The 20,587-nt window shown below is 56.1% G+C and carries 13 protein-coding genes and 1 tRNA gene; 8 read left to right on the plus strand and 6 right to left on the minus strand.

The window, feature by feature from the left end:
* Nucleotides 1–4: 4 nt before the first annotated feature.
* Entirely contained in the window at nt 5–2,053 is a 2,049-nt protein-coding gene (locus tag ACHUE7_RS13440; protein WP_394170425.1) for a methyl-accepting chemotaxis protein, read from the plus strand.
* Nucleotides 2,054–2,091: 38 nt separating this feature from the next.
* On the opposite strand, the gene ACHUE7_RS13445 is transcribed toward ACHUE7_RS13440, so the two are convergent.
* Both ACHUE7_RS13445 and ACHUE7_RS13450 read right to left on the minus strand, forming a co-directional pair.
* Nucleotides 2,092–3,039, minus strand: coding sequence for a nucleoside hydrolase (locus ACHUE7_RS13445; protein WP_394170426.1), 948 nt, complete (start codon nt 3,037–3,039; stop codon nt 2,092–2,094).
* Entirely contained in the window at nt 3,036–3,956 is a 921-nt protein-coding gene (locus tag ACHUE7_RS13450; protein ID WP_394170427.1) for a ribokinase, read from the minus strand. The genes ACHUE7_RS13445 and ACHUE7_RS13450 overlap by 4 nt, the downstream gene beginning before the upstream one ends.
* A 162-nt stretch (nt 3,957–4,118) precedes the next feature.
* On the opposite strand from ACHUE7_RS13450, the gene ACHUE7_RS13455 reads away from it, so the two are divergent.
* The gene (locus tag ACHUE7_RS13455; protein WP_394170428.1) at nt 4,119–4,535 is read left to right on the plus strand and encodes an HIT family protein; all 417 of its coding nucleotides are present in this window, start codon (nt 4,119–4,121) and stop codon (nt 4,533–4,535) included.
* Nucleotides 4,536–4,548: 13 nt separating this feature from the next.
* Here the strand turns inward: ACHUE7_RS13455 and ACHUE7_RS13460 are convergent, their stop codons facing one another.
* Nucleotides 4,549–5,919, minus strand: coding sequence for an MATE family efflux transporter (locus ACHUE7_RS13460; protein WP_394170429.1), 1,371 nt, complete (start codon nt 5,917–5,919; stop codon nt 4,549–4,551).
* A gap of 169 nt (nt 5,920–6,088) precedes the next feature.
* Here ACHUE7_RS13460 and ACHUE7_RS13465 point away from each other — a divergent pair, with 169 nt between their 5' ends.
* Nucleotides 6,089–6,988, plus strand: coding sequence for a helix-turn-helix transcriptional regulator (locus ACHUE7_RS13465; RefSeq protein ID WP_394170430.1), 900 nt, complete (start codon nt 6,089–6,091; stop codon nt 6,986–6,988).
* Nucleotides 6,989–7,553: 565 nt separating this feature from the next.
* Complete coding sequence (locus tag ACHUE7_RS13470; RefSeq protein ID WP_394170431.1) at nt 7,554–10,850, plus strand: hypothetical protein; 3,297 nt, start codon at nt 7,554–7,556, stop codon at nt 10,848–10,850.
* 152 nt (nt 10,851–11,002) lie between these two features.
* Here ACHUE7_RS13470 and ACHUE7_RS13475 read toward each other — a convergent pair whose 3' ends face one another.
* Nucleotides 11,003–12,517 carry a fumarate hydratase gene (locus ACHUE7_RS13475; protein WP_394170432.1) on the minus strand — a complete coding sequence of 505 codons (1,515 nt, stop codon included), beginning with the start codon at nt 12,515–12,517 and terminating at the stop codon, nt 11,003–11,005.
* 330 nt (nt 12,518–12,847) lie between these two features.
* Here ACHUE7_RS13475 and ACHUE7_RS13480 point away from each other — a divergent pair, with 330 nt between their 5' ends.
* Nucleotides 12,848–13,603, plus strand: a complete 756-nt coding sequence (locus ACHUE7_RS13480) for an enoyl-CoA hydratase (RefSeq protein ID WP_127555736.1) — start codon at nt 12,848–12,850, stop codon at nt 13,601–13,603.
* Here the strand turns inward: ACHUE7_RS13480 and ACHUE7_RS13485 are convergent.
* A complete protein-coding gene (locus tag ACHUE7_RS13485) occupies nt 13,566–14,783 on the minus strand; it encodes a benzoate/H(+) symporter BenE family transporter (RefSeq protein WP_394170433.1) in 1,218 nt (405 codons plus the stop codon). The genes ACHUE7_RS13480 and ACHUE7_RS13485 overlap by 38 nt on opposite strands.
* Nucleotides 14,784–14,890: 107 nt before the next feature.
* Here ACHUE7_RS13485 and ACHUE7_RS13490 point away from each other — a divergent pair, with 107 nt between their 5' ends.
* Nucleotides 14,891–15,451, plus strand: a complete 561-nt coding sequence (locus tag ACHUE7_RS13490) for a helix-turn-helix domain-containing protein (protein WP_394170434.1) — start codon at nt 14,891–14,893, stop codon at nt 15,449–15,451.
* 8 nt (nt 15,452–15,459) lie between these two features.
* Here the strand turns inward: ACHUE7_RS13490 and sbcB are convergent, their stop codons facing one another.
* Nucleotides 15,460–17,049, minus strand: coding sequence for an exodeoxyribonuclease I (gene sbcB / locus ACHUE7_RS13495; RefSeq protein WP_394170435.1), 1,590 nt, complete (start codon nt 17,047–17,049; stop codon nt 15,460–15,462).
* Nucleotides 17,050–17,257: 208 nt separating this feature from the next.
* Here sbcB and ACHUE7_RS13500 point away from each other — a divergent pair, with 208 nt between their 5' ends.
* Both ACHUE7_RS13500 and ACHUE7_RS13505 read left to right on the plus strand, forming a co-directional pair.
* Nucleotides 17,258–20,017, plus strand: a complete 2,760-nt coding sequence (locus tag ACHUE7_RS13500) for a DUF349 domain-containing protein (RefSeq protein ID WP_394170436.1) — start codon at nt 17,258–17,260, stop codon at nt 20,015–20,017.
* A gap of 174 nt (nt 20,018–20,191) precedes the next feature.
* Nucleotides 20,192–20,268, plus strand: a tRNA-Met gene (locus ACHUE7_RS13505).
* Nucleotides 20,269–20,587 lie beyond the last annotated feature (319 nt).

Raw genomic sequence — 20,587 nt, forward strand, 5'->3', positions numbered from 1 at the left:
GGATATGAACACTAAGTCATGGCCCAGGCTGCTAAGTGGAATTGGCGTACGCCTCAGTGCGTTGATTCTTCTGGTGGCGCTCGTTATTTCCGGTGTATTTGGCTATGTGCAATTGGGCATGAGCCAGTCGCAAACTGATTATCAGCGCTTGGTCGTCGACATCAGGCTCGGTAATGAACAACTGGAAACGCTCAGAACCAATTACCTGAGAACCTCGGCATTGTCGACAACCTTGCTGTCTGCCAGGACCCTGGAGGAGATTGACCGCTATGAGCAGGAGTTAACCGGTTTGTCAGGGCGTTTTGCTGACGTGACGGATCAGTTGCAGTCATTGTTCCCTGAAGCCGGTACTGTGATCGAGCCGTTGCGCGCCTCCCGGCGTCAACTGGATGAATCGGTGGCATTGATCGTTCAGCTGCAGCGTCAGGTTTTGCAAACCCGACTGCAAAGGGAGTATGGGCTGGCGGCATTTCGCGATGAAGTAGCCGGGCTGAGCGAGGCGTTGTCCGACCTCATTCAACTGATCAACATGACGCCCAATGATTACCCGGCCGTCATCGAAGCGCAACGGGTGGAACAGATGTTGTTGTCGCTGGAGCTTGAGATCATCAGTTATCTGGCGACGTCGGATATCGGCTTGCTGGAACGGCAACGCATGTTGATAGAAGACACCATTCAAAATGTGGAAGCCACCTTTGATATTGTTATTCGAATGGAAGGTGACCCCTTTACCCGGGAGGATTTTGAATCCCTCAATGAAGGCTTTGATGACCTGGTGATCAATCACATAGTGCAACCTGAATTGCTGGACCGCCATGATGATTTTTTGCAATTGCAGTCGAGCGCTCTGGCGACCGTCAGGGAAGTGGAAGCGAGTGTTTCCGGTTTTGGAGAGAGCGTTGAAACCATTCAACGCCGGGTGGAGGAGATCATTGTAGCGAGCCAGGCCAGAGCACAGCGCATCAGCGACCAGGTTCGAAGCGCCATGTTGGCGGCCCTGTTGGTGGTGGTTGTCAGCTGCGGCGGGTTGCTGTGGATGACCCGGGTACTGGTGATTCGGCCCGTGCAACAGATCACTGGGCGCGTAATCGATATCGCACAGGGGGATGGCGACCTGACGCGAAGGCTGGATGTACAACGCAGCGATGAACTCGGCACACTGGCGGGGTACTTCAATGATTTCATCGGCAAGATAGAGCATCTTGTCATTGAAATTCGGAACACCGGTGTATCACTGGGTGAGCGCAGCCAGGCCCTGAATCAGTCGGCACACACCACACGCGCCAGCTGCAAACAACAACTGGAGCAGATGCATCAGCTGACTGACACTATCCAGACCTTGTTGCTGTCGGTTGAAGACGTATCCTCTCAGGCAGCCCGGTCAGTTAGTCAGGCTGAGGCAGCGAAACTCACCGGGCAGCACACTTCGGCAACCGTTGCCGAGTCGATCGCCCGGTTTGAGCAACTGGCAGGTGACATGGTGCATGGCACTGAACTGGTCACGGCTCTGGCGACCGACATTGAACAGATTGATGCCATTCTCGACGTCATCAACAACATTGCCGAGCAAACCAATCTGCTGGCATTGAATGCGGCCATTGAAGCGGCCAGAGCGGGAGAGCATGGTCGCGGTTTTGCGGTAGTCGCCGACGAGGTACGGTCACTGGCATCACGTACTCAGCAGAGCACGGCCAGCATTCAGGGGGTTGTTGAACGCGTTCAGTCCGGGTCGGAGCGGGCCGTTGAATTTATGAAGGCTAGTCAGGGCAAGGGTCAGCAGGCCGTGGACAGTGCACGCCATGCTCGCGAGCAATTGTCATTGATGGTCAGCGCCATCGAGCAGGTCGAACAGATGAGTCGGTCGATTGGTTCAGCGGCAGACACTCAGCATCAGTTGGGGGTTCAGGTCTCGGATCGGGCGGCATCGGTGGCACAAAGCAGCGAGCTAACACTCGACGAGGCAGCTCGTAGCGAAGCGCTGTGTGATGCCGTTGATCAATTGAGTCGCGATCTAAACGAGCGGGTAGAGTTGTTTGGTGTGAGCCAGGCTTAACAGGCGTTAGGTTGGGGGCAATAACGCCCCCGGTATTCTTATTGCGCCGACAGTGTGCGTTCAAATAATGAAAGTACCCGAACGTCGTCGACTTCAACGGCCACCTTCACCAACGGTCTGTTTTCCCAGCCTTCCGTTGGAAAGCTACGTCCTTCGGGGGCCATCATCGTCTGGCCGATAGCCAGACCATCGGTCGCCACACGAATGGCACCATGGCGACAGCCAAACAGAGAGGGGTCCAGCACGTAGGCGATGGTAGCGGCGTCGTGGAAATAACAGCCATCGATGCCCATGGCTTCACGGTAAAAGCCGAAATAATGTTGTGCCGCCTTGTTCAAAAACCCGCCCTGTTCCGGATTCGCCGCTTCGATGCGTTCCAGCACCCCCGATTTGAGCAGAACCTGATGCGTCACATCCAGGCCTATCATGGTGACTGGCCAGTCGGCTCCAAAAACGGCGTCGCCAGCGTGTGGGTCGTTGATCAGGTTGGCTTCAGCCACCGGACTGACGTTACCGGTTTCGTGCACCGCGCCCCCCATTAACACCACTTCTTTTACTTTACTGGCAATGTCCGGGTCCAGTTCCAGCGCCAGCGCCAGATTAGTCAGCGGTCCCAGTGCAACCAGGGTCACTTCGCCCGGGTTTGCATTGACGGTGTCGACAATAAAATGTGGGGCACTGCGCACATCACGTTCGCAGGCTGCTTCTGGCCAGCCTATGTTGCCGAAGCCGTCCTGGCCGTGCACATAGTCGGCATGTTTGCGCGGTTCCATCATCAGCGGTGTGTTGGCCCCCTTGGCGACCGGAACGGGTCTGCCCGCCCACTGGCTCAATGTCAGTGCATTCAGGGTGGCACGTTCGGCACTGACATTGCCGAATACCGTGGTCAGACCCAGTACCTCGATGTCTGCAGCACCAAAGGCGAACAGGATGGCCATGGCATCGTCGATGCCCGGGTCTGTGTCGATGATGATTTTGTGCGTCATGCCGGGTCTCCGTCTGTGGGTTGGTGTGCTGTCTTGCTCATAAAGGCCTGGGTTTCTTCCAGCGTGGGGATGGAAGAGGATGCCCCAAGGCGGGTGACGCAGATCGCGGCAGCGGTCGACCCCAGCGCCATGGCCTGTGCCGGGCTATTGCCTGCAGCAAGCGCCGACAAGGCATAACCAATAAAGGTGTCACCGGCGGCCGTAGTATCGAGAGCCTCGACAGAGTGTGCGGCAACGCTGTCTCTGTGAGTCTGGTGCAAATACACCACACCCGCTTTGCCGAGCGTCAGCAGGGTATGCAATTGCGGGTAGGTGTTCACCAGTGCCTGTTCTGCATCGGCAACGGTCTGGGTTTCGGTCAGGTCCATCGCTTCAACTTCATTGACGATCAGCCAGTCGATCTGGCCAAGCAGTGGCCTGACCCGATCTACATCCATAGGGGCCGGATTGAAGGCAATGGTCAGCCCCTGTTGGCGCGCTTGGGTTATTGCTGCTTCGAGGCCATTGGTTTCATTCTGCATCAGCAACCAGTCGCCGCGTTGGCCGTTAGCCAGCGCCTGCGCCAGTTGCGCTTCTGTCAGCCGGTGGTTGGCACCGGGGTACAGGATGATGGCGTTCTCTGCGGCTTTGGTCAGCTGAATGATGGCATGGCCACTGGCCTGGGGCAGCAGTACGACCTGGTCGGTATTGACCCCGGCCTCCTGCAGCTGTGTCAGGGCCCAGTCATCCTGCTGACCCAACGCGCCAATGTGCCGTACGTCGGCGCCGGCGCGAGCTAGCGCAATGGACTGATTGGCACCCTTGCCACCCAGTACGGTCTGGTAATCGGTTGAACCCAGGGTTTCTCCGGGGCGGACAAAGTGGTCGACCTGGTACAGATGATCAATATTAATGGAACCGAGGTTGTAGAGGGTCATAAAGGCATTCCGGCCGTCTGAAAAAGGGAGGGTTGGGCACCGCCGTGATCCAATAGTATGGCAGTGGTTTAGCTTGACTGTGAAGTTCGCTAAGATTAGATCATGAACAGTAAACCAATCGGTCAGGTTTTTAAACCACCAGACTGACTACAGGAGTGTGTTATGGCCTACGATCCGAACAACATCTTCGCCAAAATGCTGCGCGACGAAATTCCCTGCATCAAGGTCTATGAAGACGACTACACCCTGGCGTTTATGGATATCATGCCACAGACCGATGGCCATACCCTGGTGATTCCAAAAGAGCCCGCCGAGACCTTGATGGACTTGTCCGATGAGGCGGCAGCACACTGGATTCAAACGACCAAAAAAGTCGCTGCTGCGGTTAAGGCAGGGCTCGAGGCTCAGGGCGTGGTGTTGTTTCAGTTGAATGGCAAGGGAGCGGGTCAAACCGTTCCTCATGTTCACTGCCATGTTATCCCGGGCTCCATCGCCGACCTGCGCCAGCCTCACGCCACCAAAGAAGCGGATATGGAGCATCTTAAGTCGCTGGCTGAAAAGATCCGGGCGGCGTTGTAGCCCTGCTGAACGGTCAGGCCGGAGCTGTCTGGGTGTCCGGCTCATCGGCCAGATTGGCCAGCCAGTGGCGGCGGCGCACACGCCAGTAGACGCCCGCCGCTTTGACGACCTCTTCGCTCAACACCAGAGCGTATACCCAGATAAAGGGCAGCTCCCAGATAAAGGCCGCTATCCAGGTTAATGGCAGGCCAATCAGCCAAAGCGCCACCATATCCATACCCAGGCAAAACTTGCTGTCGCCGCCGGCGCGCAGAATGCCCTGAATGGCGGTCATGTTGAACACCTTGATCCAGAAGCCCAGGCACATGATGACCATGGCCCATTGTGTCTGGCGAAGGGTTTCGCCGTCCTGGGTGGCCAGTGTTGCCAGTAGAACCGGAGAGCCGATCAGCAGCAATATACCCACCATCAGTGAGCCCAGCGGTGCCATCCACATAAAGCGATTGGCCAGCCAGTGTGCTTCGTCGAACTGGCCGCGCCCGAGACGCTGACCAATCATGATGCCGCAGGCGTTAACCAGGCCAAAGAACAGCGAGTGATACATGCCTTCAATGGGTGCCAGCAGGCTCATCACCGCCAGCGGTACAGTGCCCATACGACCGGCGATCAGGGTGTACCCCAGCGAACCTACTGACCAGAGGGTAAAATTCAATACCAGCGGCCAGGTCAGCGTGAAAAACCGTCTGGGCAGGGTAGAGTGGCGCAGACCAGTAAAGGCACTGACCGACAGATGCAGGGTTCGGGTGCGTTGAACGTCAACGGTCATCCAGCCGATCTGAAATACGCGCGCCAGTACTGTCGCAACCGCCGCGCCTGTGACACCCAGGGCAGGCACGCCCAGCCCACCGTTAATAAACCAGTAATTCATAACGATGTTCAGCACGATGGCTACGATCGCGTACTTCAGCGGCCAGCCGGTGCGGCCAATGGCGCGCATTGCTGATTCATAAACGATGATGCCCTGGGTTGTGAATAAGGTCAGGCCGAGCAAAGCCATGTAGGGAGTGCCCAGTTGGATAACCGCAGGGTCCTGTGTTCCCAGGCGCACCAGAAACTCAGCGTTTAGAATCACCAAAAGGGTAAAGGGCAGCATGATCAGGGCGCCGACACACTGCGACAGCGCCAGCGTTTGCCGGACTTTTTCATGGCGACCGGCGCCAAAATACTGGGCACAGAGAATGCTGCACCCAGTCCCCAGCGCGGCCATGATCAGAATCAGTACGAAATTCAGCTTGGCCGCCAGGCCGACGGCCGCTACCGCCTCGCTGCCCAGATGCCCGACCATCAACACGTCAGCCATGGCCAGCGCGGATACCAGGGCTGACTGAAACGCGACTGGTAAAGCCAGTGCAAAAACCTGTTGCCAGAATGCCCGGTAGCTCATCGATTCTCCATGTGCACTCGAACAAGTGCAGTCAGGTTAATACTGTGAAAAAGAATGTTCCGATCGAGTGGCGGCTGCTTAATAGCGTAGGTGGTTGTTCAGGAATCGATGGAATAGGCTTGTAATGGGCTATATTCTAGGGTCAGGTAACCTCAAGAGCTATGTGCAGATGAATCAACTACCTGTGAATATGGATCATGAAGACTTTCAGGACATTCTGATTCTTGGCCCAGAATGCCGGGAGCGCTTTCTGATTACTGAGGAGATTCCTGAGCTTAGAGATCATGACATGCACATGGGTGGGGTCAGTTGGCTGCGTGGGCGTTATCACGTCGGACGAAAAGATCCCGACATACATACCCTGCTGTTTACACTCGGAGGTGGCGGGCAGGTTCTTTTGCCGGGTCGATCAGAGGTCATTACCCCTGGCAGCGTTACCCTGCTGCCTGCCCATCAACCTTTCCTGTTTGAACTGGGTGCCGCAGAACAGGAATGGCGAATGGCCTGGCTACTGCTGGACGACTCCGAGGTCTGGTCTGCCTTGCGCGGTCAGCCGGCTGATGTGTTTCAACATGATCAGGTTTGGGCTATTTCCCCGATGATGGACGCACTTTATCACCAGATTAAGACACCGCGCCGGCGCCGCATGGTCGGACTGATCAGTGAAATACTGACCGACGTGTTGCTCAGAGAATCGGGCTATAGCCGGCTTGAAATGACGATACGTCAATTGTATGCCCAGCTCGAAGACCAGTTGCATCATCCCTGGTCTCAGGCGAGATTGGCCGAGCGGGTACATTGCTCGGTACCGCACCTCAACCGGGTGTGCAAGAAACTGTATGGTCAGGGGCCCATGTCGCGCCTGGCGGATCTCCGGTTGCAGCGCGCCGGTGAACTTCTGGCGAGCAGTAACTGGCAAGTCAGTCAAATTGCTCAGCGGGTTGGCTATGCCGATGCCTTCAATTTCAGTCACTGGTTTCGTGGCCGAACCGGAATGTCGCCGACCCAGTTCAGGCGCTATTCGCGTAGCCGCTCCTTACAGGAAAAGGAGCAGGTATCGCTAAAGTAGAAAGTCACGTTGATTATTAATTAGCCACAGGGCTGTCTATTTATTGTTCAGCATGGAATGACTTTCTAGCTCAATTAATTGGTGAATTACCCGCTGATTTTCAGGTTATCTGGCGTTTTTAAGACTTTTTTTAGGCGCCAGGAAAAGCCACTTGGTGCACATTGGTTGCCTGTTCGTATGTAAGACATTGCCGACAATTTTTTGGTATGACGAGTCAATCACAAAAAAAAATATTGGCAAATATCACCGATTGACTTGGGTGGCCCGAAACCGTTTCATACACGCGCCGAATGCGAGCATGTCGTCGCGGCACACTGAACATGAAGTTCAGTAGCACGATCCAACCTCCGGAGTCCTGATCAGCTCCGCATGGGTTGCGAAGGGAACAGCTACAGACAGGGAAAGACAAGGACGATGCGTCTTTGATCTATTTTAAATCCTACGCCTGCGGGCGCAGCGATCCTCTATTTCCCTTTCTGTCTGAGACTCTCGATAGCGTATCGCGCTGAATTCGTACTGCGTGAAGGAATGCAGTACGACACCTGAAAAGTCATAGGAGAAGGAAATGTCTGAAGGCATTTGGATTAAAAAGTCACTGGTTGCTGCGGTCGCAGCAGGTACTCTGGTTCTGGTTGGCTGTGGTGAAGATGATTCCAACAGCAGCAACAGCTCCACCAGCAACGAATCTTCACAGTACGTCAGCGTCAACAACCCGCGTGGTTCCATTACTGGCCTGGTGACTGACACTAACGGTATGCCAATCGAAGGCGCAACCGTCTACCTTGGCAACCAGTCCGTTGTAACCAACGCCGGTGGCCAATACTATTTCAGCGATGTGGCCGTCAGCCAGACAGTTCGCAACGACAACGATTCCTACGCCCAGGCACTGGCACTGACCATTGTTCCGCCAGCCCAGTACCTGAAAGCGAGCGTTACTGTTAAGCCGCAAGCGCAACTCTTCAATGGCTCTGAAGCCAATGCAGACACCAGCGAAGTCACCAACCCGGTAACCACCTTCATCGATGGCTTCAATGCCTCAGCTGGAACCGCGGTATTGCCTGAGAAAATGGCAACCGTTAAAGGCGTTCTGCGCAGCGCCGACAGCGGCGAAGCGCTGGCTCAGGTTAACCTGGCACTGGATATGGTTTCTACCGCCTCTGGCGTCGACCAGGAGCAACAACAGGATGGCGTTGTAACCAGCTACGGCATTGAGTCTGTTACCACCACTACTACGGCCAGCGGTGCTTTTGAATTCACTAACGTCCCTGCTGACGCCATTCTGAAGCTTGCAGCTGAAGGCTATACCGTCACTGCTCAAGCGGATACTTCAGATGAGTACACGCCCTACGAGCTGGGTAACGTAGAAGCCACTGAAGTACAAAGTGACGATGAAATTGCACCCTGGGTGAAAGCCGTTGCCGAAGTTGTCGATCAGACTGCGGGTCGCGGTATGTTGAACGATGACGTTACTACTCAGTTCACCATCGAATTCAGCGAAACCATGGCTAACATCGATGTGGCAGGTAACTCTCTGCTGGTACGTGACGTTGACGGTGGTGCCTACCTGCCGCACAGCGCCAGCCTGAACGGCAAAGTGCTGACGGTAACTCTGGATTCAGCTTTGGTCGCTGGCAATGAAATTGACGTGTTGTTGCTGCGCGATGATTTCCGCGATACCGCCATGCCATCAAACTCCGTTGGCACTTCCAAGTATGATGTCGAGACCGAGTCGCTGATTCCCTCCCCTGTTGGTTTTGATGAAGGCCTGACAACCAGTGTTGGCAGCAACTATGTCCGCATCAAGCTGAAAGCCTACATTGAAGCAAACCAAAATGCCGAAGCTGTTGACCTGAATGACACTGATAGCCAGCAAAATAAGGACGATTACGGTTTTGGTTCTTTGCTGCAACTTCAAGAGAAAAACAGTGCCTTCCTGGATGTTGACGACGAACGTGTCGGTATTCAACAACTGAACACTGCTGACGACAACGATTCCAGTAATGTCGCCGACGCGTCAGAGCGTATGGAAGATCTGGCCAGTGCCATTGCAGCGACCGTGGGTTACATTGATGACACCAGTGTTGAAGCCAATGCCGCTGGCATTGAGTTTGAAGCAACGGTTGCCGACTACTATGAAATGGACGTTATCGGCAGTAATGGCCTGTCCAAATTCAACGGTCTGGTTAACAAGCGTCTGGTCGGCGCGACATTCGACGGTGGCGTTGCCAACCGTTTCGTATCCGATGTCGTAGAAGGCGAACCAATTTACCTGGTTGTTCAGGGCGTAGAACCTGAAGATATGATCACTATCACGCCATACGATCAGTTCGGCTACAGTGGCCAGACAGCATCGGTAACGTTGAAAGACAATGTCGCGCCAACCACCGTGCTGCAAAATGCGTATGGCGTTAATGCAGACAACAACAACGGCTCGGTGACCAGCCTGCAATACGGTAATGGTGGCGAGCAGTCATCTACGCCTCTTGTTGATCCGGGCATCCCGTTCCTGAACATCACTCCGCGCATGTTGAGCGTGGTTGATGGCACCAGCGACGGTACCGAAGAACTGGGCGTTGAAGGTCTGCTGACACTGAAGCCCCTGTTTGACCTGAACCTGGTTAACAACATCGCCGACAGCAACGACCGTGGTGAATACTTCATCGACGAGCTGGACTTCGACGCTGCCAACATCCCTGGCTCTACTCCTGGTATCTACGATGCAGTAGCCTACTCAGCATGGATGTTAGATGTCCAAGATCCAAATACCGGAGAGCCGGGCGCACGCACTCGCACTATTGGTGTAGCAATGTCTGAAAATGTTGAACTGACTGGAACGGACCCGGTTGTTGATACGCTGAACGCTGGCCTGAGCAACTTTGTTGCCAACAGCAACGTCAACATTGAAGACGATGGCGAATCAACAACGGCCGATCTGGTCCAGTTCGACATCGACGATGTGGTGACGTTCGGTAACACCGATCACGGCTCCATCATTGACTTCGAGGCTTCCATCCAGGATGCGGCCGGAAATGCTGGTTCAAGCAATGCCAAGGTTGTCGTTGGTGATGCACTGCCGCCGATGGTAGAGAGCGCCAGCTATGTAGGTAACGAACTGGTCATCAACTTCAACGAAGCTGTTGCCATCGATACCACCACACAGATCGTTCTGGGTGGTCAGACCATCACCATGGATCTGGACACGGTTAACGCTTTCAATGCACAGGCTGATCAGTCTACCCTGCGTGTTTTGCCAAGCGCCTGGGGCGAAGACCTGAACCGCACCGCGACTTTCACACTGGCACAGTATGATGAAACCGATGCAACTGAAGGGTCTTTCCCGTCGGATCTGTACCGCCACGCTCGTCTGAACTTCAGCGATGTTGAAGATGTGCTGGGCAACAGCTGGAACGATTTCTCGATCGGTAACGCTGCCGATGACAACGAGTTCTTCTTCCATCAGCCAGATTTCGCAGCGATTGATGAAACTGGTTTGTTCCGTGTAACCGGTGTCGACAACGGTACAACGCTGAACTCTGACACCATCTCGGTTCAGTTCACAGGTACCCACCCAATCGACCTGTCTTCCTGGGACGGTAACAACGACGGCACCATTGCTCAGAATGAGTTCGAAGGTCGGTTCACATTTACTGATACCAGTGGTGGCACGGCAGACATCAACGTAACTGACGATACTCACTCTCTGGTAGTCAGCAATGGCGGACGTACTCTGACCTTCACCTTTGTGTTGGGCGGTGACAACGTTGAAGCTGGCGATAACCTGATCGTTGACGCTGCCTGGGAAAGCCAGTGGGACGCGTCCGAGACTTCGGCTCCTGCCAACTCAGACGTTGATTTCGAGTAATCCCTCTCGAAACCATCAGGTAGTTTAGGCTACCTGGCTTTGATGGCCCGAATCGTTTGATTCGGGCCTTTTTTTTGTCTGCTATTTTTGAAACGTCGTTTTCAGGCCAAAAAAAACCCGCCGAAGCGGGTTTGATTGACTCTTACTGCCCGTTAGCTGACTTCTTTTGCCAGAATCTTGGCCGCCCATTCTTTGGGTCCTGTCTGGTGTACCGAGCTGCCTTGGGTATCAACGGCAACGGTTACCGGCATATCCACCACATCAAACTCGTAAATGGCTTCCATACCCAAGTCTTCAAAGGCGACGACTTTGGCCTCGCGAATGGCCTTGGATACCAGGTAGGCTGCTCCGCCCACGGCCATCAAGTAGGTTGCCTTGTGGCGGGCAATGGATTCAATCGCTACCGGGCCACGCTCTGCCTTACCCACCATGCCGATCAGACCCGTGTGCTCCAGGACGGTGTCGGTGAACTTATCCATCCGGGTGGCTGTGGTCGGGCCGGCTGGGCCCACCGCTTCATCACCCATGGGGTCAACCGGGCCAACGTAATAGATCATCTTGTTGGTGAAATCGACGGGCAGGGGCTCGCCCTTGCTGATCATATCGACCATGCGCTTGTGAGCGGCATCGCGACCGGTGTACATCTTGCCGTTGAGCAGCAGGGTTTCGCCAGGTTTCCAGTCGAGCATGTCAGCTTTGGTTAGGGTGTTCAGGTCGACACGGCGCGCCTTGGGGCCGGCATCCCAGACGATATCGGGCCAGTCTTCCAGTTTGGGCTCTTCGAGCTTGGCAATGCCGGAACCATCCAGAACGAAGTGGGTATGACGAGTAGCCGCGCAGTTGGGGATGATGGCGACGGGTTTGTTCGCGGCATGGGTCGGTGCGTCCATGACTTTGATATCCAGTACCGTCGTCAGGCCACCGAGGCCCTGGGCGCCGATGCCCAGTTTGTTCACTTTTTCGAACAACTCAAGCCGCAGTTCCTCGCCCCGGTTGCTGGCTCCCCGTTGCTGCAGTTCCTGAATGTTGATCGGTTCCATCAGGGATTCCTTGGCCATCAACATGGCTTTTTCGGCGGTTCCGCCAATGCCGATGCCAAGCATGCCCGGCGGGCACCAGCCAGCGCCCATCTCGGGCACCACTTTCAGTACCCAGTCGACGATCGAATCCGAGGGGTTCAACATGGCAAATTTGGACTTGGCTTCGCTGCCGCCGCCTTTGGCCGCTACCTGAACATCGACGGTATTGCCGGGCACCACTTGGGTGTGTATCACGGCCGGGGTGTTGTCTTTGGTGTTGGTGCGCTTGCCGTCCGGGTCGGCCAGCACGGAGGCCCGCAATACGTTGTCGGGGTGCAGATACGCACGACGAACGCCTTCGTTGACCATGTCTTCGACGCCCATGGTGGCGGCATCCCAGCGAACATCCATCCCGATCTTCAGAAATACGGTCACGATGCCGGTGTCCTGGCAGATGGGGCGATGCCCCTCGGCACACATCCGGCTGTTGATCAGAATCTGGGCCATGGCATCTTTGGCGGCCTGGGATTCTTCGCGCTCGTAGGCCTGATGCACGGCCTGAATGAAGTCTTTCGGGTGATAGTAGGAAATAAACTGCAAGGCGTCTGCGACGCTCTGAATAAGATCGTCCTGCTTAATGACGGTCATGAAGGGCTCCTCTGCCGGTCTGCTCGGTGGCGCGAAGTGTACAACACTTTTTCAGAGATCGGGTCAGTACAAAAGCATTAGCTTAATTTTTGAGCTGAAGGGTTAGCACATAGTAAGCGGTGGCTGCCGGGGGTGCCTCTGCGGGGAGTCTGCAGCAGGGATGCTGCAGTCTAGGCTCCATGGACGGATTCACGCCGACCCCGCAGAGGCACCCCCGGTTGCCACTGCGGACCATAGGCACCCTGTTAATTAAGGTGACTGACCAACGGCACTTGCAAAATTCAAACGCTTGTTTAAATTGTAGGGTATCTGATACCAACAGGAGCTCCCATGAGCGAAATTATACAGCGGGTGCATAACGGCGTTCTGGAACTGACATTGAACCGCCCCGAGAAACGCAATGCGCTGACCGAGGCTATGTACATCGAGTTGAAGTCCATACTCGATGAAGCCAAGCACAACCCGGAGGCTCGGGTAGTATTGTTGTCGGGTCAGAAGTTCTGCTTTACGGCGGGCAACGATCTGAAAGACTTCATGGAACACCCGATGGAAGATGATGATGCCCCGGTGCTGCGTTTTCTGCGCACCATGGCTGATTTTCCCAAACCCATTGTTGCGGCGGTCAACGGGCCTGCCGTCGGTATTGGCACCACCTTGTTGCTGCATTGTGATCTGGTGTACAGCGGCGACAGTGCAGTGTTCCAGTTGCCGTTTGTCAGTTTGGGCCTGGTGCCGGAGTTTGCCTCTTCTTTTCTGTTGCCGTTAAAAGTAGGGCATGTCAAAGCGGCCGAGTGGCTGATGCTGGGCAAGAGCTTTGGTCCGCAGGAGGCGCTTGAAGCCGGTCTGGTCAATGCTGTTTTTGGCGATGAAAATTACCTGCAAGCCGCTCACCAGCAGGCGCAACTGCTGGCCGCGCAACCGCCCAAGGCAATTGAACTGACCAAAAAGCTGATGAAGCAGCATTTTATGAGCATTACGCTGAATACCATTGACGATGAGGCCCGCCACTTTCAGGCGCAATTGAAGAGTGACGAGTTTCGCCAGGCAGTCAGTGCTTTTTTCGCCGCCAAGTCAGGCGCTGAATAAGCAAGACCAGGTAGCGACGATCCCGCACCAGGTAACCAAACACCAGCCCCCAGAAGGCCCCTCCGATTCCGAATAGAGTGACATTGGCCACGGTGACCAGGAAGGTCACCAGGCTGGCTTCGCGTTCTTGCTCATCCTGCAAGGCAATGACCAGGCTGTTGGCAATGGTTGGCAGCAGCGCCAGGCCCGCCAGCGTCATGATGTAAGCTCCCGGCAAGGCCCTGAATAACCCGATAACCGAAGCAGCCAGCAAACCCAGTATGGCGTAGGTAACGCCAGCAGATACCGCAGCGGTGTAGCGCTTTTTGGGGTCCGGGTGGGCATCTGACGTCATGCAGATGGCGGCGGTGATGGCGGCAAGGTTCAAGGCAAATGCGCCGAAAGGCGCCAGGCCCAGGGTTGTCAGCCCGGTCCATTTTAATACCGACGAGGTGGGGGATCGGTAGCCGGCAGCGGTCAGCGTCGCGATGCCGGGCAGGTTTTGCGAAGCCATGGTGACGATAAACAGCGGCAGGGTCAGGCTGAAGGCGGCTTGCCAGGTGAATTCTGGCCACTGCAGCACGGGTTTGGTCCACGACCAGGCCCAGGCATTGTCGGCGACCTGATTCAACGCCAGTGCCAGCATCAAACCGACCAGCGCTACCAGCAATACCGCGTAGCGCGGGATCCACAGCCGTGCCAGAAAATACACGATTGCCATGGTTCCGGCCAAAACCGGTGCCTCGGTCAGAGAGGACGCGGCATTCAGGCCAAAAGGAAACAGCACGCCAGCCAGCATGGCACTGGCCAGGGCCGGGCTCAGCTTTTGAGTCAGTTTTTCGGCCTGTCCTGTAAAACCGGCCAGCGTTATCAAGGCCCCGGTCAGAATAAAAGCACCGATCGCCTCAGCCAGTGAAAAACCCGAGAGACTGACAATTAATACAGCGGCGCCCGGCGTTGACCAGGCGGTTACCAGCGGCAGCCGGTGTTGCAGTGACAAGCCCATCGAGGTGATACCCATGCCAAGCCCCAGCGCCCATAGCCAGGAGCTGGCCTGGGTGGGGGTGGTACCCGCTGCTTCAGCGGCCTGAAAGATCAGCACGGCTGAGCTGCTGAAACCAACGAGTACAGCAACAACCCCCGCACTGACGCTGCTGAGTGACAGATCCTGCCAGAATTGACGCCAAAGCGGGGTGCGCATGGCCAGTTCTCCTGTGGTTTTACGGCTGTGCGTTATAACGTACAATGCGCGCAGACTAGCAGTGTGCGCTATAGCGCACAAGCCTTTGTTGATCAGGAGAAGTCACCATGTCGGACATTCAGCAACAGTTTGCCGCCAGGCTGAAAACACTGCGCGCCCAGCGGCGCTGGAGTCTGGATAGGGCCGCGACGGAAACCGGGGTCAGCAAGGCCATGCTGGGGCAGATCGAGCGGGGGGAGTCCAGCCCAACGCTGACCACACTCTGGCGTTTGGCCAAGGGTTATGAAGTTGGCTTTTCAACCTTGATAGAGCCTGTTGAGACGGGGCTGAGCAAAGACGAGGCCGCTGTTGATTCGGTACCCCGGGTAACGCCGGAAGACAGCGCATTGGCGGTAAAAACGATCCTGCCTTTTGCGGCAGATCTGCATACCGAGTTGCTGGACGTCGAGATAGAACCCGGCGGGCTGCGCGAGTCAGACGCTCACCGGGCCGGCGTTATCGAGTGCATCCTTGTCCAGTCTGGTGCGCTGTCGGTCTTCAGTGACGATCAGTGGCACCGACTTCGAACGGGCGAAGCTCATCGCTTTCGGGCCGATCAGTCACATGCCTACCGCAATGACTCTGCGGACAAACCTGCCCGGTTTTTGAATGTAATTGTTTATCCCTGAGGTCGGTTTCAGAACAACCCTAGCTGCGGCCCGTCATCAGAAGGAGAGTCATTGTCTTTATTATCAGTGTCTTCAGCGGGTGCCTGGGCAGGCGCCTTTTTATCTGTGTCTTTGGTTGCTTCAGGCACTGGTGCGGTCGGGCCTTGTAGCCAGTGCTCGTCCAGTTGTTGCAGCCAGGTTCGCACTTCCGGCAAGTCGTCCCGGTCAGGGTGTTCTGTCATCAATTGCTCTGTTGCCGCTATGGCATCATTAAGTGTCAGGGTGCTGCCCCAGTCCGGGTCAGTCAGATGGGTGCGTACCTGGTCGTGCCAGTGTGATTGTTCAGCGGCGCTGAGGCTGTCGGGAAAATGCCGGGCGCGGGCCAGAAACACCAGGGCTTGCTGGCGGTCGTCTTGCAGGCCATCGGCCAAGCCTGGCCAGGTTTCCGGGTGGCGGTCTTTACGCCGAATCTGGTTCAGAATGCCGCGATCGTGATCACCGATGAACCCCTGGTAAAGCGCCTGCTGAGGGTCGGCCGGGGCAGGGCGGTCTGTGGTTTTGAACACCTCGCGCGCCAGCGATACCAGGTCGTGCCAGCGATCCAGGATGGCCAGGTGTTGCGCAATGCGGGCCGGGTCAATATCGAACCGTTCGCAGGTGGCTTCGTCCAGCATGCGATAAGGGGCGATCATTGGGCATCGGTTTAAGTGCAGTGTTCTTAAGGGTGGTCTGACAATGCCCTCAGGTAATGAGTCAGTGGGCGTATAGAGCCAGTCGCGAACTTCATCGGCGTTATGATCCAACAGCCAGCTTGGGTCCTGCATTAGATCGAGCACGATGATTTCGTTGCGACGATCCGGGTGCTCCATTAGAGGCACCTCGACCGTCAGACAGCCTTGCCGGGCCGGAATCTTGCCACTGACATGCAACATGGGCTGGCGTGATTCCAGCGGTAACTGCCGGCGCACTTCATGTTTGAACCGCAACGACAAGGCATAGTCGAACAACTTCGGCTGTCGGTCTCGAATCACTCGGGCCAGGGCGATGGTAGCCAGGACGTCGCTGACGGCGTCGTGCGCTTTTGCGTGTTCGATGCCATTGGCGGCCGTTAGCTGTTCTAGCTTGAACGAGGGGTCGCCATTGTCATGCCTGGGCCATTCGATGCCCTCCGGGCGCAGTGCATACGTCAGGCGTACTACGTCGAGCAGGTCCCAGCGGCTGTTCTGGTTACGCCATTCACGGCTGTAGGGGTCGAGCAGGTTGCGGTAAAACAGGAACCGGGTGAACTCGTCGTCAAAGCGAAGGCTGTTGTAGCCCACGGTGCAGGTACCGGGCTCTGACATAACGGCGTTAATGCGACTGGCCAGTTCCCATTCGCTCAGCCCTTCCTGTTGGCACAGGCCCGGTGTAAGACCCGTAATCATAACCGCTGACGGGTCGATGACGGCATCGGGTAATGGCTTGCATTTCCAGTCCATCGGCTCGCCGATGATGTTCAGGTCGGCATCGGTGATGACTGCGGCAAACTGGGCAATACCATCCCGGGCCGGGTGAATGCCCCAGGTTTCATAGTCGTACCACAGAAATTGCCGGGGCGCTGTTGAAGTGGGTTTGGGCATGGATTCCGGTGTCCTGTCGGTGCAGTAGTGCTCGCTCCTGCATGGGTTTACACTGTAGCGTCAGCCCTTACAAACAGGCTGGCTGCGGTGATCTGCACGGGCGCCTAAACACGGCGCCAATTTCGCACAGCCTATCATCGATGGGCGTTTCCGGCACGGTGAACACGCGTTCCCGGCCTGGCTCAATGGCAATCAGGGAGATCGTTACATGGTGCTCAGCAAATTCTTTGGCAAAAAATCCAAGGCCGCAAAACCCACTGCGAAATCACCCGGGAATACCCGAGCCGAAACCGTCAAGCCTGGCATTGATCAGTGGCTGTTACAGGCCCGGGCAGACGACCCGAAACAGCGCAGGGAGGCCATGGTTGAGCTGGCCAGGTCGCTGGATGAGGGTAAATTGACTGCAGAGCAACGTCAGCAAGTGCCTGCAGCCGAACAACTGGCGCTGAGCCTGCATGCGGATACACCGGTGTCGGATGTCAGTGATGATCTCTGCGTCGAGGTGGCTCGTCACGGTTTTTCGGCACGGGTTCGAACCGCCGCCGCCGGGCTGGTCAGTGACATCGATGCACTGGAACAACTGCTGAAGCATGCCAAAGGCCGCGATAAAACCGTGTATCGACTGGTAAAAACCCGGCTGGATGTGCACAAGAACGAGCAACAGGCGTTGCATTCCAAATTCGATCACACCCGTCGACTGGTTGAGCAGCTCGAGCGTCATGCCAAAGCCCCGGTCGATCCTCTATATAGCGGCAAGTTGCGCGCGCTTCAGGAACAATGGTCTGCCAATAGCCCCTATGCCGACGAGGCGCTGAATGAGCGCTGGCACCAGGCCATCAGCGACGCTCAGGCCCGGCTTCCGGTGGAGTCTGATGGCGCCAGCTCCGAACCGGAGGCGGACACTGCCATACCGGCAACTGAGCCGGATGATGCAGGTTCAGAGGGTATTAGCCCTGAGGAGACTGAAGACGACGCAGCCCCGGATGTCGAAAGCACCGAAAAAGACCCGCGTCGCACCCAATTGATTCAAGATCTGTGGCATGACCTGAAAGACCGGCTCGACCAGGCAGACCCAGACCAGGCTCAGGTGCGCGATGCCTTGCTGTATCTGACAGAGCAACAACATCAGTGGCGCCAGACCGAGCAGTCGCAACGCGCCAGTCGCGAAGAGGAACGAGCCTTTCATCAGCTCTGCACCACCTATGAAACGTCGTTGAACGCACTGGTTCTACTGATTGAGCGTTACGGTCCGCTGGCTGACCTGTTGCCTGCCATTGAGGCCGATCCGGCTGGTCATGATGCTGCGGCCCACGCGTTGGATGAATGGCTGCACAGTCTGGATTGGCCGGAAGGTGAACCGGAACCTGCCCTGAAAGGCAGGGTTGAACAGGTGGTTCGAGTCCATCACGACCAGCTGGCCGAGCATAGAAAACAGAGCATCCAGGCCGTTCGTCAGGCACGCGGGCTGATCCGCCGTTGCCAGGGGGCGATCAACGATGGCCACCTGAAGCGGGCTTCGGGTCTGTTGCAAGGCGTCCGCGATGCGGTGGTTGATCTAAAACCCGAAGAACATCATGGGCTCTTCCGCCAGTTTGAAGAGACTGAACAAGCTGTCGAGAAATTGCGCGACTGGCAGAGTTTTGCGGTACTGCCCAAAAAAGAAGCCCTGATAGAACGCATGCGTCACTTGCTCGACCAGTCGTTACCGCCAGAAGACCGCGCCCGGCAAATTCGCGACATGCAGGATGAATGGCGCATGTTGAGCCGGGGCCTGCAGAACCAGCACCAGGCTCTGTGGGAGACCTTTCACGATCTGGCTCAGGAGGCCTATGAACCCTGCAAGGCGTTTTTTGAAGAGCAGGGCAAGCTACGTGCACTGAACTTGCGTCAGCGCCAGGCGCTGGCCGAACAATTGGGTCAGTATGAGCAGTTGATCGACAGTAAGGGCCTGGATCTGAAAGAGCTGGACCGGGTGCTGACACTGGCCCGGAACGACTGGCGCCGGTTCTCACCGGTAGACCGGGCGGCCAACAAGGCGGTGCAAGCCCAGTTCGACGCCGTGTTTCAACGCTTACGTGATCGGTTGCAGGGCGAACAGCAGGTCTTTCGTGAGGCCAAGCTGGCCATCATCGAGCAGGCACAAGCCTTGCTGGATGAACCCGATTCGCGCCAGGCTACCGAAAAAGCCAAGCAACTGCAGCGCGACTGGCAACAGGCCGGGCATCTGGCACGGCGCGACGAACAGGCGTTGTGGAAGTCGTTCCGGGCGATATGCGATGAGCTCTTTGCCCGTCGCGAAGCAGCGGCGGATGCCTTTAAGGCAGACCTGAACGCCCATAAGGCACAGGCTGACGTTATACTGGCGGATATGGAAGCCATTCTGGCCGACGCGGACCCGCTGGCATCCAAAGGCCGGTTTGATGACCTTAAAGACCAGTACAGCGCTCTCGGTACGTTGCCTAAAGCCGATTATAAAAAGCTGCAGGACCGGCTTGACCGCCTGAACCGGGATTTCCAGGCCCGGTGCAAAGCCATCAAAGTTCAACAGCAGGATCAGCACTGGCAAGCCCTGTTTGACTGGAATCGTCAGGCCCGGTTCGATTGTGATTCAGCGGAAGCGGCGGCGACTGAGTGGCAGGCCTTGAACAAGATACCGGCTCCGGCTACCGGATTGCTGTCCTCGCTGCCGAATTGGCAGTTACCCGATGCCGATGATAACGCTTTGCGCCGTAAAACCGTTGAACTGGAAATCCTGACCGGGGCTGAGACACCAGAGGCCGACAAAGCCTTGCGCATGGAACTGCAAGTACAGCGTCTGACGGATGGTTTGGGCCAGCAAGTGGATCAGAATGACATTGATCAGGCCGTTGTCGCATGGCTTGCCACCCCCGCCAGCGATGAAGCCCAATTCGATGCACTGATGAGTCGGTTGAAGCAGGCCCGACAAGCCTGGATGACGTCGGACTGACAGAAAAAACTGAAAAAAATCATAAAGTTAGTTGACAGCTACCGGGGTCGTCATTAATATGCGTCCCCGTTGAGAGGCGATGACCAAACGGTCAGCAAAGCACAGCATCCGAACCAGAAACGGATAATGGCTTCTGTAAATACTTCGATCAGAAGCACTCTCTAAACAGGTTATTGCGGGGTGGAGCAGTCTGGTAGCTCGTCGGGCTCATAACCCGAAGGTCGTAGGTTCAAATCCTGCCCCCGCTACCAAAAACAAAAAAGCCCGGACAGCAATGTTCGGGCTTTTTTAATGGGTGATTGAAACGTGGTGCCAGGTTGGCTCGTCGGGCTCATGTTCCGAAGATGGTAGCCGGAGCACCGGCCGGTTAAAGCCCGGCCCCGCAACCCTATTTAAAAGCCCGGACAGTAATGTTCGGGCTTTTTTAATGCCCGGTAACAGTGGCAGATAGTTATTCCCGCTACAAAACATCACACAGCCCGAACAATGCGGTTTGGGCTTTTTTGTGCGAACAGGAAATGGGCTGGGTCTACTGGGCTTGAAAGCTGAATACCCTACAGATGTCGGGTG

The sequence above is a fragment of the Saccharospirillum alexandrii genome (assembly GCF_043641555.1).
In the GTDB taxonomy this organism is placed as follows: Bacteria; Pseudomonadota; Gammaproteobacteria; order Pseudomonadales; family Natronospirillaceae; genus Saccharospirillum; species Saccharospirillum alexandrii_A.

Coding starts and splice junctions, on each gene's coding strand:
- ACHUE7_RS13445 (WP_394170426.1), bottom strand. CDS start 3,039: ATGACGCACAAAATCATCATCGACACAGACCCGGGCATCGACGATGCC.
- ACHUE7_RS13480 (WP_127555736.1), top strand. CDS start 12,848: ATGAGCGAAATTATACAGCGGGTGCATAACGGCGTTCTGGAACTGACA.
- sbcB (WP_394170435.1), bottom strand. CDS start 17,049: ATGCCCAAACCCACTTCAACAGCGCCCCGGCAATTTCTGTGGTACGAC.
- ACHUE7_RS13470 (WP_394170431.1), top strand. CDS start 7,554: ATGTCTGAAGGCATTTGGATTAAAAAGTCACTGGTTGCTGCGGTCGCA.
- ACHUE7_RS13450 (WP_394170427.1), bottom strand. CDS start 3,956: ATGACCCTCTACAACCTCGGTTCCATTAATATTGATCATCTGTACCAG.
- ACHUE7_RS13490 (WP_394170434.1), top strand. CDS start 14,891: ATGTCGGACATTCAGCAACAGTTTGCCGCCAGGCTGAAAACACTGCGC.
- ACHUE7_RS13455 (WP_394170428.1), top strand. CDS start 4,119: ATGGCCTACGATCCGAACAACATCTTCGCCAAAATGCTGCGCGACGAA.
- ACHUE7_RS13460 (WP_394170429.1), bottom strand. CDS start 5,919: ATGAGCTACCGGGCATTCTGGCAACAGGTTTTTGCACTGGCTTTACCA.
- ACHUE7_RS13475 (WP_394170432.1), bottom strand. CDS start 12,517: ATGACCGTCATTAAGCAGGACGATCTTATTCAGAGCGTCGCAGACGCC.
- ACHUE7_RS13485 (WP_394170433.1), bottom strand. CDS start 14,783: ATGCGCACCCCGCTTTGGCGTCAATTCTGGCAGGATCTGTCACTCAGC.
- ACHUE7_RS13500 (WP_394170436.1), top strand. CDS start 17,258: ATGGTGCTCAGCAAATTCTTTGGCAAAAAATCCAAGGCCGCAAAACCC.
- ACHUE7_RS13440 (WP_394170425.1), top strand. CDS start 5: ATGAACACTAAGTCATGGCCCAGGCTGCTAAGTGGAATTGGCGTACGC.
- ACHUE7_RS13465 (WP_394170430.1), top strand. CDS start 6,089: ATGAATCAACTACCTGTGAATATGGATCATGAAGACTTTCAGGACATT.